General features: G+C 63.0%; 12 protein-coding genes. 3 read left to right on the forward strand and 9 right to left on the reverse strand.

What is annotated here, in order from left to right:
• Positions 1-215 precede the first annotated feature (215 nt).
• Positions 216-1,379, forward strand: a complete 1,164-nt coding sequence (locus HU720_RS03945) for a type III PLP-dependent enzyme (RefSeq protein WP_186517425.1) — start codon at positions 216-218, stop codon at positions 1,377-1,379.
• A gap of 143 nt (positions 1,380-1,522) precedes the next feature.
• Here the strand turns inward: HU720_RS03945 and HU720_RS03950 are convergent, their stop codons facing one another.
• Together HU720_RS03950 and HU720_RS03955 are read right to left on the reverse strand one after the other, a co-directional pair.
• The gene (locus tag HU720_RS03950) at positions 1,523-2,278 is read right to left on the reverse strand and encodes a tetratricopeptide repeat protein (RefSeq protein WP_186517427.1); all 756 of its coding nucleotides are present in this window, start codon (positions 2,276-2,278) and stop codon (positions 1,523-1,525) included.
• A gap of 3 nt (positions 2,279-2,281) precedes the next feature.
• On the reverse strand, positions 2,282-2,962 hold the full coding sequence (locus tag HU720_RS03955) for a Fe2+-dependent dioxygenase (protein WP_186517429.1): 681 nt from the start codon (positions 2,960-2,962) through the stop codon (positions 2,282-2,284).
• A gap of 232 nt (positions 2,963-3,194) precedes the next feature.
• Between HU720_RS03955 and HU720_RS03960 the strand changes: the two genes are divergently transcribed.
• Together HU720_RS03960 and HU720_RS03965 are read left to right on the forward strand one after the other, a co-directional pair.
• On the forward strand, positions 3,195-5,507 hold the full coding sequence (locus HU720_RS03960; RefSeq protein ID WP_186517431.1) for a TonB-dependent siderophore receptor: 2,313 nt from the start codon (positions 3,195-3,197) through the stop codon (positions 5,505-5,507).
• Between the two features lie 111 nt (positions 5,508-5,618).
• Positions 5,619-8,174 (forward strand): PepSY domain-containing protein, encoded by a 2,556-nt coding sequence (locus HU720_RS03965; RefSeq protein WP_186517433.1) that lies wholly within the window; start codon positions 5,619-5,621, stop codon positions 8,172-8,174.
• A gap of 176 nt (positions 8,175-8,350) precedes the next feature.
• On the opposite strand, the gene HU720_RS03970 is transcribed toward HU720_RS03965, so the two are convergent.
• The 7 genes from HU720_RS03970 to ispG form a co-directional block, all read right to left on the reverse strand.
• Positions 8,351-9,142, reverse strand: coding sequence for an amidohydrolase (locus HU720_RS03970; RefSeq protein WP_186517435.1), 792 nt, complete (start codon positions 9,140-9,142; stop codon positions 8,351-8,353).
• The gene (locus HU720_RS03975) at positions 9,130-10,278 is read right to left on the reverse strand and encodes a pyridoxal phosphate-dependent aminotransferase (protein WP_186517437.1); all 1,149 of its coding nucleotides are present in this window, start codon (positions 10,276-10,278) and stop codon (positions 9,130-9,132) included. Before HU720_RS03975 ends, HU720_RS03970 begins: the two co-directional genes overlap by 13 nt.
• Positions 10,279-10,404: 126 nt before the next feature.
• Positions 10,405-11,868, reverse strand: coding sequence for a ribosome biogenesis GTPase Der (gene der, locus HU720_RS03980; RefSeq protein WP_186517439.1), 1,464 nt, complete (start codon positions 11,866-11,868; stop codon positions 10,405-10,407).
• Positions 11,869-11,985: 117 nt separating this feature from the next.
• Positions 11,986-13,128 carry an outer membrane protein assembly factor BamB gene (gene bamB, locus HU720_RS03985; protein WP_186517441.1) on the reverse strand — a complete coding sequence of 381 codons (1,143 nt, stop codon included), beginning with the start codon at positions 13,126-13,128 and terminating at the stop codon, positions 11,986-11,988.
• A gap of 1 nt (position 13,129) precedes the next feature.
• Positions 13,130-13,771 (reverse strand): tetratricopeptide repeat protein, encoded by a 642-nt coding sequence (locus HU720_RS03990; protein ID WP_186517443.1) that lies wholly within the window; start codon positions 13,769-13,771, stop codon positions 13,130-13,132.
• A 38-nt stretch (positions 13,772-13,809) separates the two neighbouring features.
• On the reverse strand, positions 13,810-15,096 hold the full coding sequence (gene hisS, locus HU720_RS03995) for a histidine--tRNA ligase (protein ID WP_186517445.1): 1,287 nt from the start codon (positions 15,094-15,096) through the stop codon (positions 13,810-13,812).
• Between the two features lie 24 nt (positions 15,097-15,120).
• Complete coding sequence (gene ispG / locus HU720_RS04000; protein ID WP_186517447.1) at positions 15,121-16,230, reverse strand: flavodoxin-dependent (E)-4-hydroxy-3-methylbut-2-enyl-diphosphate synthase; 1,110 nt, start codon at positions 16,228-16,230, stop codon at positions 15,121-15,123.

Here is a 16,230-nt window from a genome sequence, read left to right on the forward strand (position 1 = left end):
AAAGTGCGCGCCGAACGTCCATGCTGGAAACGATCCATCCGGCTCAAGTACTGACGACGAGACAGCAAGGTCACCCGCCGCCGCATCCCTTGGCACGGTTGACCTTTTTGCTTTCGGCGACATGCCTTGGGAAGTAGGCGAACCAAAGTGGGGATACGGAGGGCGTTCAGTTTGCAGCCACTTATTCTTTCAGTTTGCCCATGGAGCCCTTGAGCATGTCGATCCAGGTCGAAGACTATTTCGCACGTGACACCTTCCAGAAAATGAAGGCGTTCGCCGACAAGCAAGAAACCCCTTTCGTACTCATCGACACACAGATGATCAGCAAGGCCTATGACGACCTGCGCGCCGGGTTCGAATTCGCCAAGGTGTACTACGCGGTCAAGGCCAACCCGGCTGTCGAGATCATCGACCTGCTCAAAGACAAAGGCTCGAACTTCGACATCGCCTCGATCTACGAGCTGGACAAGGTGATGAACCAAGGCGTCAGCGCCGACCGTATCAGCTACGGCAATACCATCAAGAAGTCCAAGGACATCCGCTACTTCTACGAGAAAGGTGTGCGCCTGTACGCGACCGACTCCGAGGCTGACCTGCGCAACATCGCCAAGGCCGCCCCAGGTTCGAAGGTCTACGTGCGTATCCTGACCGAAGGCTCGACCACCGCCGACTGGCCACTGTCGCGCAAGTTCGGCTGCCAGACCGACATGGCCATGGACCTGCTGATCCTCGCCCGCGACCTGGGCCTGGTGCCTTACGGCATCTCCTTCCACGTGGGTTCCCAGCAGCGCGACATCAGTGTTTGGGACGCCGCCATCGCCAAGGTCAAGGTGATCTTCGAGCGCCTGAAGGAAGAAGACGGCATCGTCCTCAAGCTGATCAACATGGGTGGCGGCTTCCCGGCCAACTACATCACCCGTACCAACAGCCTGGAAACCTACGCCGAAGAGATCATTCGCTTCCTGAAAGAAGACTTCGGTGACGACCTGCCGGAAATCATCCTTGAGCCAGGCCGTTCGCTGATCGCCAACGCCGGTATTCTGGTCAGTGAAGTGGTGCTGGTGGCGCGCAAGTCGCGTACCGCCGTCGAGCGTTGGGTGTACACCGACGTGGGCAAGTTCTCCGGCCTGATCGAAACCATGGATGAGTCGATCAAGTTCCCGATCTGGACCGAGAAGAAAGGCGAGATGGAAGAAGTGGTCATCGCCGGCCCGACCTGCGACAGCGCCGACATCATGTACGAGCACTACAAGTACGGCCTGCCGCTGAACCTGGCCATCGGTGACCGCCTGTACTGGCTGTCCACCGGCGCCTACACCACCAGCTACAGCGCCGTAGAGTTCAACGGCTTCCCGCCGCTCAAAGCCTACTACCTGTAAAGGCCTGACGCTCAGCCAGGCTATCGAGGCGCTGCAGTACAGAAACTGAACTGCAGCGCCTTTTTATTCTGTGACAGCGGGTTTGCCCAAGTGCCGGTAAACTTGCGCCCACGCAGCCCAATTCTCTGCGCACACACGTGCTGTCAGCTCTCGACCAGCGCCTCGACTCGCTCGCGGTACAACGCGATTACCGGCGCCAGCCGCGGATCGTTCTGCGAACTCAGGGTCTGGATACTGCTTTGCAGAAAACTCACCGACCCGTTCTCTGCAGCCTGGCGTAGCCAGGTCAATGCCTCGCTCATTTCGCCCTGCTCGATCAGCACCGTGGCATGGCTGAACTGGCCGCGAAAATCACCCGCATTGGCCGAGCGCCGATACCAGCGGCGGGCTTTTTGCGCATCCGCTTCACAGGCAATACCCGCTTCCAGATAGCGGCCCAGCATGTTCATCGAACGGGCGTGCCCGGCGTGCGCGGCACGGGTGTAGCAGGCCAGCGCCTGGGCCTGATCAGGCGGCACGCCACGGCCGGTGGCCAGCAGATTGCCAAGGTTGTACATGCCCCAGTCCAGCTCCGCGTCCGCCGCCTTGGCATATTCAATGGCCGCACCGGTAAGGTCCACCTCGCCGCCCCAGCCGTGTTCAAGGCAACGCCCGAGCATGTTCTGCGCCATGGCGCTGCCGCCCTTGGCCGCGATGGCGAACCAGCGCCGGGCAACACTGGCATCCTGCTCGATACCGCGGCCATCGAGCAGGATCTGCCCCAGCAACAGCTGCGCCTGCACCACGCCCTGCCCCGCCGCCGCCAGAATCGCCTGGGCGGCCTGGCCAGGGCTGTGTTCGAGCATGGCCTGCAGGCCTGCGACATCCACGGCCTGCTCACGACGCAATTGATAGCTCATGGCTCAGACCTCGGCCCAGCGGCGCAGCAGGTTGTGGTAGGTGCCAGTGAGCTGCAGCAACGAGGGGTGGTCCGGCACATCGGCGCCCAATGCGCGGATGGCGTTGTCCATCTCGAACAGCAACGTCCGCTGGCCATCGTCGCGGACCAGGCTCTGGGTCCAGAAAAACGCGGCATAGCGCGCCCCGCGGGTGACCGGGTTGACCTTGTGCAGGCTGGTGCCGGGGTACAGCACCAGGTCACCTGCCGCGAGCTTCACCTGTTGCACGCCATAGGTGTCCTGAATCACCAGCTCGCCACCGTCGTAGCTGCCAGGGTCGCTGAGAAACAGTGTCGAAGACAGGTCGGTGCGTACCCGCTCGGGGCTGCCCTTGGGCTGGCGCAGGGCATTATCGATATGGAAATCGAAGTTGCCGCCTTCGCGGTAGCAGTTGACCAACGGCGGATACACCTTGTGCGGCAGCGCCGCCGACATGAACAACGGGTTGCGCCACAGGCGGTCGATCAGTGCCGCGCCCAGCTCTTTGGCAAGCGCGTGGCCCTCGGGTAATTGCAGGTTGTGCTTGGCCTTGGCGGACTGGAAACCAGCGGTGACCTTGCCGTCGGCCCAATCAGCCTGCTCCAGGGCCTGGCGGATACGGCTGATTTCGTCAGCATCGAACAGCCCGGGGATGTGCAGCAGCATGGTGGAGACGCCTGAACGGAAAGGGTGTCAATGATATTGATTCCCTTTTGCGTGGCACAAGCCCCCCTGATCGGTTTGCTTGCCTTGCCACCTTTAACGCTGGTTTGTTTCAGCGCTGAGACAAAGGTGTAAAGAATGTAAATTTATAGCGAATGGTAACGAGTCTCAATTGTTACTGACATTCGATTACATTAGCATCCGCCGCCTTGATACCTTGGGGAAGGCCAAAACCATGCGCCACGTGCCAACTGCTGTGAGTTCACCACGCCTGCTCGCCTCTGCCATCGGCGTGGCAATCAGCGCAACCTCCGCCTATGCCGCAGACCCTGCAGCCACCGCCATTACCCTCGACGCCACCAGCATCAATGGCAAGGCCGAGCAGGCCAGCACCGAGTACAAAGTCGAGAAGGCATCGTCGCAGAAGTACACCGCCCCCTTGGTGGATACCCCTCGCTCGGTCACCGTAATCCCGCAACAAGTGATCAAGGACACCAGCGCCCTCAGCCTGCAGGATGCCCTGCGCACCGTGCCGGGTATTACCTTCGGCGCTGGCGAAGGCGGCAACCCGCAAGGGGACCGGCCATTCATTCGCGGCTTTGACGCCCAAGGCGACACCTACCTTGATGGGGTGCGTGACACCGGCGCGCAAACCCGTGAAATCTTCGCCGTCGAATCGGTAGAAGTGGCCAAGGGTCCAAACTCTGCCATTGGCGGCCGAGGCGCTGCCGGCGGCACCATCAACCTGGTGAGCAAGCGCGCGCACCTGGGCAACTCGCTGGACGGCGCCTGGACCTGGGGCAGTGACCAGACCCAGCGCTACACCTTCGATGGCAACTACCAGTTCAGCGACAGCGTGGCCGGGCGCCTGAACCTGATGACCCACGAAAGCAACGTCGCCGGCCGCGACAAAGTCAACTACGACCGCTGGGGCATCGCCCCGTCGCTGGCTTTCGGCCTGGGCACGCCTACACGGGTCAACCTCGATTACTACCACCTCGAAAGCGACGACCTGCCCGACTCCGGCGTGCCCTACACCGTGCCTGCCGGCGGCACCGGCAACCGCACCTCGGCCAACCCGAGCAAGCCGTACGCCGGCGGCGACAGCAGCAACTTCTATGGCCTGACCAGCCGCGACTTCCGCAAGAGCCGGGTCGACATCGCAACCTTCTCCATCGAACACGACCTGAGCGACGCGCTGACCCTCAAGAACACCCTGCGCCACGGCAACAGCATGCAGGACTACATCCTGACCCAGCCCGACGACAGCAAGGGCAACGTCAGTAATGGCACCGTCTGGCGCCGCGCCAACACCCGTGTCGGCAACACCGCGACCACCACCAACCAGACCGACCTGTTCGGCGAGTTCTACCTGGGCGGGCTGAAAAACAGTTTCTCCACCGGCATCGAACTGAGCCGCGAGCAGAGCCAGCGCTCCACCTACAACGTCAACACCGATACCACGCCCGGCACCCCCGGCAACTCCAGCAGTACCTGCCCGCCAGGCTCCGTCGGCCAGGGCAGCGGCTACAACTGCACCTCGCTGGGCAACCCGAACCCGGACGATCCGTGGAACGGCGCCATCTCGCGCAACTACGCAGGCACCACCACGCGTAGCAACACCGCCGCGATCTACGTGTTCGACACCCTCGAACTGACCCCGCAGTGGTTGCTGAACATGGGCCTGCGCTATGACCATTTCGACACCGAGTACCGTGGCTACAACGCCGACGGCTCGACAACGGTCAACAGCCGGGGCGTAGCGGCCAAGGGCGAGGACACCAGCGAGTTCGTCACCGGCCAGTTGGGCCTGGTGTGGAAGCCGGCAGACAACGGCAGTGTCTATGTTTCCTACGCCACCTCCGCCACGCCGCCCGGTGCTTTGCTCGGCGAAGGCATGGAAGGCAACCCGCTGGGCGGCACCACCGACCGCCCCGGCAACCTGCTGAGCAGCGACATGCAGCCGGAAGAGACCACCAACTACGAAATTGGCACCAAGTGGGATGTGTTCGACGAGCGTCTGTCCCTGACCGCCGCGCTGTTCCGCACCGAAAAAGAAAACGCCCGCGTGCAAGTGGGCACCACCACGTACGAAAACGTCGGGGAAACCCGTGTGCAGGGCATTGAGCTGTCGGCCAGCGGCAAACTGACCGAAAAATGGCAGGTGTTCGCCGGCTACACCTACCTGCAAGCGCGCCAGATCGACGGCGGGCCATTGGGCAAGGCCAATGACGGCAACCAGTTGCCAAATACGCCGAACAACAGCGCAAGCCTGTGGACCACCTACCAGCTCACGCCGAAACTGACCATTGGCGGCGGCGCCTTCTATGTCGACGATGTGTTCGGCAACGTTGCCAACACCACCATGGTCGACAGCTACGTGCGCTACGACGCCATGGCCGCCTACAAGTTGACCAAGAACATCAACCTGCAGTTGAACGTGCAGAACCTCACCGACGAGTTGTACTACGACAAGGCATTTTCCACCCACTTCGCCAACCAGGCAGCAGGGCGCACCGCGTTGCTGACCACCAGCGTGCACTTCTGAGCCCAGCCGCGCGATAACACCGCCGCCCCGTTCATCAGTGAACGGGGCGTTCGCGTATCAGGGCATAATGCACGCCGCACAACAGCCGGCCCGTAATACAAGGTAACGATCGTGGTGAAGAAGACACTGTTCCAGCTGCACTGGTTGTTTGGCATCAGCGCCGGGCTGGTGCTGGCCGTGATGGGGATCACCGGCGCGCTGTATTCGTTCCAGGACGAACTGCTGCGTGCCTTCAACGCCGATGTGCTGAAGGTCGAAGTCCGCGCTGAAGGCGTGCTGCCGCCAGCCGAGCTGGTACGCCGGGTCGAGGCCGAGCAAGGCGACAAGGTGGCCATGCTGTGGGTCGATGTGCGCGAAGGCAACGCAGCGCGAGTTTTCTTCACCCCGCCGCCTGGCGAACGCCGTGGCCAGCTGCGCTATGCCGACCCCTACACGGGCGAACTCAAGGGTGACGCCAGCGGCCAAGGCTTCTTCAACCTGATGCTGGACCTGCACCGGTTCCTGGCCATGGGCGAAACTGGCCGGCAGATCACCGGCGCCTGCACCCTGATGCTGATCTTCTTCTGCCTGTCCGGCCTCTACTTGCGCTGGCCGCGCAAGGCATTGAACTGGCGTACCTGGCTGACCCTGGACTGGGCCAAGAAAGGCCGCGCATTCAATTGGGACCTGCACGCCGTGTTCGGCACCTGGTGCCTGCTGTTCTACCTGCTGTTTGCGCTGACCGGGCTGTCCTGGTCGTATCAATGGTACAGCTCGGGGCTCAACGCGCTGTTGGCCGACGCCCCTGCTGGCGGTCAACAGAAACGCGGCGAAGGCCGTGGTGGCCGGCATGGCCCGCCCAAGGCCGACAAAAATGCGCCGCCGCTGCAGGTCGATTACGACGCCATCTGGGCCAACCTCAAGCAAGCGGCAGGCCCCAAGCTTGCCATGTACAACCTGCGCCTGCCGCCGGCAGGTGGGCAAACAGCCAACCTGTTCTACCTGCAGGAAGACGCCGCGCACCCACGCGCCTTCAATACCCTGGTGCTCGACCCGGCCACCGGCCAGGTCAAAAGCCACCAGCGTTACACCGAAAAATCATTCAAGACGCAGTTGCTGCAAAGCATCTATGCCTTGCACGTGGGCTCTTACTTCGGCCTGCCGGGGCGGATCATCCTCACTGCCGCAAGCCTGACCATGCCGTTGTTCTTCGTCACCGGCTGGCTGCTGTACCTCGACCGCCGCCGCAAAAAACGCCAGGTCCGCGTTGCCCGGGGTGCGGTGGACAAAGCCTGCGACAGCGGCGACAGCTGGCTGATCGGTTTTGCCAGCCAAAGCGGCTTTGCCGAGCAACTGGCCTGGCAGAGCGCCGGCCAGCTCCAGGCCGCAGGGCTGCCGGTGCAGGTGCGCGCGCTTGGCGAACTGGGCGAGCCCGAGCTGCGCCAGGCAAGGCGTGCGCTGTTTGTGGTCAGTACCTTCGGCGATGGCGAGGCGCCCGACAGCGCCCGCGCCTTCGAGCGCAAGGTCATCGGCCAGCCTTGGGCCCTGGCCCATCTGAACTATGCCGTACTGGCCCTGGGCGACCGCCAGTACCCGCACTTCTGCGGCTTCGCCCGCCGTTTGCAGGCCTGGCTCGGCGAGCGCGGTGCCAGCAGCGCGTTCAGCCCGGTGGAGGTCGACAACGCCGACCCTGCCGCACTGCAACGCTGGCAGCAAGCGTTGGCACAATTGACCGGTGCTCAGCCGGTGAGCGCCTGGCAGCCGCCCAGTTTTGGCAACTGGCGCCTGGTGCGCCGGGCGTTGATCAACCCTGGCAGCCAGGGCGCGCCGGTTTATCTACTGGGGCTTGAGCCCGAGGTTGCGGCCAGTTGGCAGGCCGGTGATCTGGTCGAGATCCTGCCGCGCAATAGCCAGGCCCGGGTCGAGGCGTTGCTCAGTGGCCTGGGGCTGGACGCACAGGCCCAGGTGCAACTCGAAGGCCTGAACGAAACCCTCGGTCAAGCCTTGGCTAGCCGCCAGCTACCGGCCAGCCGCGAGCACCTGGTCGGCTTGCACGCCCAGGCGCTGGTAGATGCGCTTATCCCCCTGGGCACCCGCGAATACTCCATCGCCTCCATCGCAAGCGACGGTGTGCTGGAGCTGATTGTGCGCCAGGAGCGCCATCCTGATGGCAGCCTTGGCCTGGGTTCGGGTTGGCTGACGGCCTACTTGCCAGTCGAAGCCAGCGTCAGCCTGCGCCTGCGCCGCAACAGCGGTTTCCACTTGCCACAAGGCAGCGCGCCGCTGGTACTGATTGGCAACGGCACCGGGCTTGCCGGCCTGCGCAGCCTGATAAAGGAGCGGGTTGCTGCGGGCGAGCAGCGCAACTGGCTGTTGTTCGGTGAACGCAACCGCGCCCACGACCTGCTGTGCGGCGAGGAGCTGCAGCACTGGCTGGCCAAGGGCGAACTGGCACGCCTGGACCTTGCGTTCTCGCGGGACCAGGCTGAAAAAGTCTATGTACAGGATGTGCTGTTGCACCAGGCAGCAGAACTCAAGCGTTGGGTCGATGAGGGTGCGTTCATCTACGTCTGCGGCAGCCTGCACGGCATGGCCGCCGGCGTCGACGCAGCCCTGCATGGCGTGCTTGGCGAAACGCAGGTGCAGCAGTTGATCGAGGACGGGCGTTATCGGCGGGATGTGTACTGACACTGGGACGCATCGCGGAGCAGTTTGCTTTTGATTGTGTAGGAGCGGCCTAGTGTCGCGACGGGGTGCGAAGCAGCCCCAAGATCTGAGCACCATACAGAATCGCCGGGGCTGCTTCGCACCCCGTCGCGACACAAGGCCGCTCCTACAGAAGGCCGAACCACCGCGATTGGCCCTCAGTGCAACTCGAAACTATCTGCGTCCATGTGTGCCGGGAACCGAGTGCGGTAGCTGGCAAGCTCTGCGGCACTCAACACCACGGTGAACACCCCATCGGCCTCCCCCGCGCTCAGCAGGCTCTCGCCCTGGAAGTCCAGCACCTGGCTGTCGCCAGAATAGGCAAACCCCTTGCCGTCCGTACCCACCCGATTGACCGCTGCCACATAGCACAGGTTTTCGATGCCCCGCGCCGGTAGCAGACGGTTCCAGTGCAGGCGCCGCGCTGCCGGCCAGTTGGCGGTGTACAGCAGCAGGTCGGTGTCCTGGGCATCACGGCTCCACACCGGGAAGCGCAAGTCGTAGCAGATCAGCGGGCGAACCCGCCACCCCTTGAGCTCGAACTGCATCTGACGCTCACCGGGGGTGTAGTGCTTGTGCTCACCGGCCATGCGGAACAGGTGGCGCTTGTCGTAGTGCAGAATCTCGCCGTCCGGGCGCGCCCAGAGCAGGCGGTTGCGGTGGCTGCCATCTGCGGCTTGGATGATCACGCTGCCGGTAATCACCGCCCCGGCCTTCTTCGCCTGGGCCTTGAGCCATTTGTAGGTGGGGCCGTTTTCCGGCTCGGCGAGGCGTTCGGACTCCATCGAAAAACCGGTGGTGAACATCTCCGGCAGCACCACCAGGTCCACGTCGCCCGCCTGGCCGATCAGTTCTTCGAAGTGGGCGTAGTTGGCCTCGCGGTCCTGCCAGGCCAGGCTGGTCTGCACCAGCGCGACGTTGAGGTCAGGCAATGTACTCAGATCGCGCATAGTCGTTGCGCTGCCTGTTGCAGCGTCTCCTCACGTTTGGCAAAGCACAGGCGCACCAGGCGCTGTTCGGGGATGGGTTGCTGGTAGAACACCGACACCGGAATGCTCGCAACGCCATGCTCGCGAGTCAGCCACTCGGCCATGTCGACGTCGTTCAGGTCGGGCCGAATATGCGAATAGTCCACCAGCTGGAAATACGTGCCCGGTGTCGGCGTGAAGCTGAAACGCGAGCCCTGCAGCAGGTTGCAGAACAGATCGCGTTTGGCCTGATAGAAGCCCGGCAACTCGTCGATGTGCTCAGGGTGCTCGGCCATGAAATCGGCCAGGGCGCACTGCAACGGCGTAACGCAGCAGAAGTTGACGTACTGGTGCACCTTGCGCAGTTCTGCGCTCAGCGCAGGCGGCGCAATCACGTAGCCGGTTTTCCAGCCGGTCACGTGGTAGGTCTTGCCAAACGAACTGATCACGAACGCCTTCCGGTACAACTGCGGGTGAGCCAGCACGCTGGCATGGCGTACACCGTCGTAAATCAGGTGCTCGTAAACCTCGTCGCTGAGCAGGTAAATATCACGCTCAGCAATCAGGGCGGCCAGTTGGTCGAGGTCGGCCCGGCTGACCAGCGCACCGCTGGGGTTGTGCGGCGAGTTAAGCACGACCATGCGCGTACGCGGGCTGAGTGCGTCGCTGAACCTCTGCCAGTCGATACCGAAGCTGCCGTCCGCCAACGGCACATGCACGCAGCGCCCACCGGCCAGTTCCACCGCCGGTTCGTAGCTGTCGTAGCAAGGGTCGAAGACAATCACCTCATCGCCTGGGTGGATCACCGCCTGAATGGCGCAGAAGATCGCTTCGGTAGCGCCTGGGGTGATAGTTACCTCGTGGTCGGCATCAACGCCAACCCCGTACAGCCGGGAAACCTTGGCCGCTACCTGCTGACGCAGGGCCGGCAGCCCGGTCATGGGGGCGTATTGGTTGTGCCCGGCCGCCACGTGCCGGCCGACCGCATCCAGTAACGCCTGGGGGCCGTTGAAATCGGGGAAGCCTTGGGAAAGGTTGAGCGCACCGGTCTGCACAGCCAGTTGCGACATGGTGGTGAAGATGGTCGTGCCGACGTTCGGCAGTTTGCTGCGGATCATGGGGCCCTCTTTCCCGGGGATTGAGGGGTATAAGCTACTCGCTTGGCGCTTCAAGCTACAAGAAAAAGCGCGGGGAATTACCGCCTGCTCTTTCTTGCAGCTTGCTGCTTAAGGCATGACGCGGTGTCAGCGCTTGTCGCGGCGCTTCTTCTCGGCCTTCTTGTGGTGCGACATCAGGCGGCGCTTCTTGTTGACCTGGCGGTCGGTGAGGGTGTTCTTGTTGCCCTCGTACGGGTTCTCACCGCCTTTGTATTCAATGCGGATCGGCGTGCCGACCAGCTTGAGTACGCGGCGGTAGGTGTTTTCCAGGTAACGCGAGTACGACTTGGGCACTTTCTCGGTCTGGTTGCCGTGAATCACGATCAGCGGCGGGTTGGCGCCACCCAGGTGAGCGTAGCGCAGTTTGATGCGGCGGCCGTTCACCAGCGGCGGCTGGTGCTCGCTGACGGCGTCTTCGAGGATCTGCGTCAGGCGGCTGGTCGGCCAGCGGGTAACCGCCGACTTGAACGCAGCCTGCACCGACTTGTACAGATTGCCCACGCCGGTGCCGTGCAAGGCCGAAATGAAGTGGATGTCGGCAAAGTCGACGAAGAAAAGCCGGCGCTCAAGCTCGGTCTTGACGTAGTCGCGCTCGCCCGACTCCATGCCGTCCCACTTGTTCAGCGCGATCACGATGGCGCGCCCCGCCTCCAGGGCAAAGCCCAGCAGGTTGAGGTCGTGGTCTACCACGCCTTCGCGGGCGTCCATCACGAAGATCACCACGTTGGCGTCTTTGATCGCCTGCAGGGTCTTCACCACCGAGAACTTTTCGACTTCCTCGTGGATCTTGCCGCGCTTGCGCACGCCTGCGGTGTCGATGAATGTGTACTTGTCACCATCTCGCTCGAACGGGATGTAGATACTGTCGCGGGTCGTACCCGGCTCGTCGTAGACCACCACGCGCTCTTCACCCAGCATGCGGTTGACCAGCGTCGACTTGCCCACGTTCGGGCGGCCGATGATGGCGATCTTGATGCCATCTTTTTCGCTTGGGCCAGGAATACGGACGGCTTCTTCGCCTTCGGCGACTTCCATGGCCAGCGCGTCGTCTTCGGCGTCACGCGGGATATGGCCGAGCACCGATTCCATCAGGGCGTTGATGCCACGGCCTTGGGAGCCGGCCACCGGAATGGCGTTGCCCATGCCCAGCGGCGAGAACTCGGCGCGGGCGATGTCCGGGTCGATGTTGTCGATTTTGTTGGCAACCAGAATGGCCGACTTGTTGCGCTTGCGCAGGTGGTCGGCAATCATCTGGTCAGCAGCGGTCATGCCGGCACGGGCATCGACCAGAAACAGCACATAGTCGGCTTCTTCGATGGCCATCAGCGACTGCTCGGCCATCTTCTCGTCCATGCCCACTTCGTCACCGGTGATACCACCGGTGTCGACCAGGATGAACGAACGACCCTGCCAACTGGCATCGCCGTACTGGCGGTCACGGGTCAAACCCGACAGGTCACCGACGATGGCATCGCGGGTCTTGGTCAGGCGGTTGAACATGGTGGATTTGCCGACATTGGGCCGGCCCACCAGGGCGATTACGGGAACCATGCGGCTCTCCACTCTTGAATTCTTGAAAATGCAAAGGCCGCTGCAAAGCAGCGGCCGGAGTTCGGGCGGCGCATCATGCACCGCGGCTCAAGCCCGCAAGCGAGCTCAAGCATAGCTTCAGCGGATGGTCAGCGCCTCGAGCTTGCCGCTGTTGCCATAGACATAGATGGTGTCGCCGACCACAAGTGGACGGGCGCGCAGGCCATCGCTGTCGATACGCTCACGGCCGACAAAGCGGCCATCGACCTGGCTCAGCAGGTGCAGGTAACCCTCGAAGTCACCCACCGCTACGTAGCTTGAGAACACTTCCGGCGCCGTCAGCTGGCGGCGCGCCATGCTGTCGTTGCTCCACAGGGCGCTGGAAGAACGCTCATCGACACCTTCCACGGTGCCCGAAGCCAGGCTCACGTAGACGTTGCCAAAGCCCTGTGCGACACCGACATAGCTGGAGGCATCGCGCTGCCACAGCACACGCCCGCTTTCCAGCTCCAGGCCCGCTACGCGGCCCTGATAGGTGCTGACGTACAAGGTACCGCCCGACAGCAGCAAGCCACCGTCGATATCGACCACGCGGTCCAGCTCCGAACGGCCCTGTGGAATGGCCACGCGGCTTTCCCACACCGGCACGCCGTTGCTGATATCCACAGCCACCACTTTACCGGTGGACAGGCCGGCAACGGCCAGCTGGTTGGTCACGATGGGGGCACCGGTACCACGCAGTGTCAGCACCGCAGGGGTGCTTTCGTAGATCCAGCGACGGTCGCCAGTTGCAGCGTCCAGGCCGATCAGACGGTCGTCCTGGGTCTGCACGACCACCACGTCGCCGTTGTTGGCAGGCGGTGCCAGCACTTCGCTGGTCACCCGCGAACGCCAGCGCTCTTCACCGGTGCTGGAGTCGAGGGCGACCACTTCACCTTTGAGGGTGCCGACCATGACCAGGCCGTAACCTACGCCGACGGCGCCGGATACTGGCAGATCGAGGTCTTTTTTCCAGGCCACGTCGCCGTTGTTACGGTCGAGGGCGAACACCTTGCCGTTGACGTCAGCGGCGTAGATGCGGTCGTTTTCGATGGCGGGCACCAGGGTGTTGTACGTCTCACCCTGGCCGTCACCGATCGAACGGCTCCACTGCTTCTTCAGCACCACTTCCTCGGTGAACTTGGTCAGTTCGGCCGGGGGCAGTTCCTTCTTGCTGTTGCTGCTGCAACCTGCGGCCAGTACGGCGAGGGTGAGCACAGCTGCTTGTTTCCAACCCTTCACTTCAGGCGTCCCCTTTGGCCAGGTCATCCAGCTTCAGTTGCAGGCCACCGATCGCGGCGTCGTCAGACAGCGCGGCCTTGGCTTTCTCGTAGGCACTGTGTGCGTCATCGGCACGGCCCAGTTGTACCAGCAAATCGCCCTTGAGCTCCTCGCGGCTGGCCTGGAACGCCTTGTCGGTGTCGCCATCGAGCAGTTTCAGCGCGTCCTCGGCCTTGTCCTGCGCGGCAAGCACACGGGCCAGGCGCTGGCGCGAGATTTCGCCGAGGGTCGCATCGGCGGGTTTGTCCAGCACCGACTTGAGCTCGGCAGCGGCGTCATCGAGCTTGCCGCTGTCGACCGCGACCTTGGCCACGAACAGGCTGCCGTATTGGGCATAGGCGGTGCCGCCGAACTCGCTCTTGAGCTTGCCCGACAGTTCTGCAACCTTGCCGGCGTCCGGCTCGCCACTTGGGGTCAGCGAGGTTTCCAGCAGCGCCTGGTACAGTGCGGAGGCGCCCTGGGACTGGTTGTTCTGGTACTTGTGCCAGGTCTGCCAGCCCATCACTACCACGCCAGCCAGCAAGGCACCGGTCAGCAACGGCTTGCCGTTGCGGTTCCACCAGTCCTTTACGCCTGCCAGATCATCATCATCGGTACTCGACACCCCAATACTCCTTTTCGCCTATTCGTTGTTGAACCGCGTTACGCTTGGGCGATCGCGGTTTCCAGGTGCTCGGCAAGAGCATCCCAGGCAATGTTCTGTTGTTCGCCCTGGCCGCGCAGGGGCTTGACGCCGATTTGCTGCTTCGCGAGCTCGTCGTCGCCCAAAATCAGCGCGAACAGCGCGCCGCTCTTGTCGGCTTTCTTGAACTGGTTCTTGAAGTTGCCGCCGCCGGCGTTGACCGCCAGGCGCAGGTGCGGCAGACGATCACGCAGTTGCTCGCTGAGCTTCAGGCCAGCCAGCTCTGCCTGCTCGCCAAAGGCGCACAGGTAAACGTCGAGGGTCCGGCTGATCGACTCAGGCACTTTGCCCAGGGTTTCGATCAGCAGCAGCAGGCGTTCGATACCCATGGCAAAGCCAACGCCGGTGGTCGGCTTGCCGCCCATCTGCTCGACCAGGCCATCGTAGCGGCCACCGGCGCAGACCGTGCCTTGGGCGCCGAGCTTGTCGGTGACCCATTCGAATACGGTCTTGCTGTAGTAGTCCAGGCCACGCACCAGCTTGGTGTTGATCACGAACGGAATGCCGGCTGCATCCAGGCGGGCCTTCAAGCCGTCGAAGTGCACGCGGGACTCTTCGTCCAGGTACTCTTCAAGCTTGGGCGCGCCCACCAGGGCGGCCTGGGTGGCTTCGTTCTTGCTGTCGAGAATGCGCAGCGGGTTGCTCTGCAAGCGGCGCTTGCTGTCTTCGTCCAACTGATCGATACGCCCGGACAGGAACTCGACCAGCGCCTCACGGTAGCGCGCGCGGGCTTCGCTGGTGCCCAGGCTGTTGAGCTCCAGGGTCACAGCGTCCTGGATACCCAGCGACGCCCACAGGCGCCAAGTGAGCATGATCAGTTCGGCATCGATATCGGGGCCTGCCAGGTTGAACACCTCGACACCGATCTGGTGGAACTGGCGATAGCGCCCCAGCTGCGGGCGCTCGTGGCGGAACATCGGGCCGACGTACCAGAGCTTCTGTACCTGGCCATTACCGATGATGCCGTGCTCGAGCACAGCGCGCACGCACGCAGCGGTGCCTTCAGGGCGCAAGGTCAGCGAGTCCTTGTTGTCCTGGAAGGTATACATCTCTTTTTCGACGATGTCGGTCACTTCACCGATGGAGCGCTTGAACAGCTCGGTGAACTCGACGATCGGCGTGCGGATCTGGCTGTAGCCGTAGCTGTCCAGCAGGCCGGCCACGGTGCCCTCGAAGTAGCGCCACAGCGGCGACTGCTCGGGCAGGATGTCGTTCATGCCACGAATGGCTTGCAGCGATTTGCTCACGAAAAGTCCTTACGAATCTGTGTGTCAGCCGCGGGCGATCAGTGCCGCGTCGGCCTCGACCTTCTCGGCCGCTTTCTGGCGAATCAGCTTTTCCAGCTCATCCACCAGGTTGTCGTTGTTCAGTTTTTGCGCAGGTTTGCCATCGATGTACACCAGGTTCGGCGTACCGCCAGTCAGCCCGACATGGGCTTCCTTGGCTTCGCCGGGGCCATTGACCACACACCCGATCACCGCCACGTCCAGCGGCACCAACAGGTCTTCCAGACGCCCTTCGAGGTCGTTCATGGTCTTGACCACATCGAAGTTCTGCCGCGAGCAGCTCGGGCAGGCGATGAAGTTGATGCCCCGCGAGCGCAGGCGCAGCGATTTGAGGATGTCGTAGCCGACTTTCACTTCTTCGACAGGGTCTGCGGCCAGGGAAATACGGATGGTGTCACCGATGCCTTCGGCCAGCAGCATACCGAGGCCCACGGCAGATTTCACCGTGCCTGAGCGCAGGCCACCGGCTTCGGTGATGCCCAGGTGCAGCGGTTGGACGATCTGGCGGGCCAGCAGGCGGTAGGCTTCGACGGCCATGAACACATCCGAGGCCTTGACGCTGACCTTGAAGTCCTGGAAATCCAGGCGGTCGAGGTGCTCGACGTGACGCAGGGCCGATTCGACCAGCGCCTGGGGCGTAGGCTCGCCGTACTTCTTCTGCAGGTCCTTTTCCAGCGAGCCTGCGTTGACCCCGATACGGATCGGGATACCACGGTCGCGGGCAGCATCGACCACCGCGCGCACACGGTCTTCACGGCCAATGTTGCCGGGGTTGATGCGCAGGCAATCGACGCCAAGCTCAGCCACACGCAGGGCGATCTTGTAGTCGAAGTGAATATCAGCGACCAGCGGCACGCTGACCAGCTGCTTGATCTTGCCGAAGGCTTCGGCGGCGTCCATGTCGGGCACCGAAACCCGCACGATATCGACACCGGCATCGACCAGGCGCTGGATCTGCCCGACCGTGGCCGCCACATCGTTGGTATCGGTGTTGGTCATGCTCTGCACCGCGATGGGGGCATCGCCGCCCACCGGCACATTGCCGACCCAGATTTTGCGGGATTCGCGCCGTTTGATCGGAGATTCGCCGTGCAT

Origin of the sequence: Pseudomonas sp. SWRI51 (assembly GCF_014268825.1) — a bacterium.
In the GTDB taxonomy this organism is placed as follows: domain Bacteria; phylum Pseudomonadota; class Gammaproteobacteria; order Pseudomonadales; family Pseudomonadaceae; genus Aquipseudomonas; species Aquipseudomonas farsensis.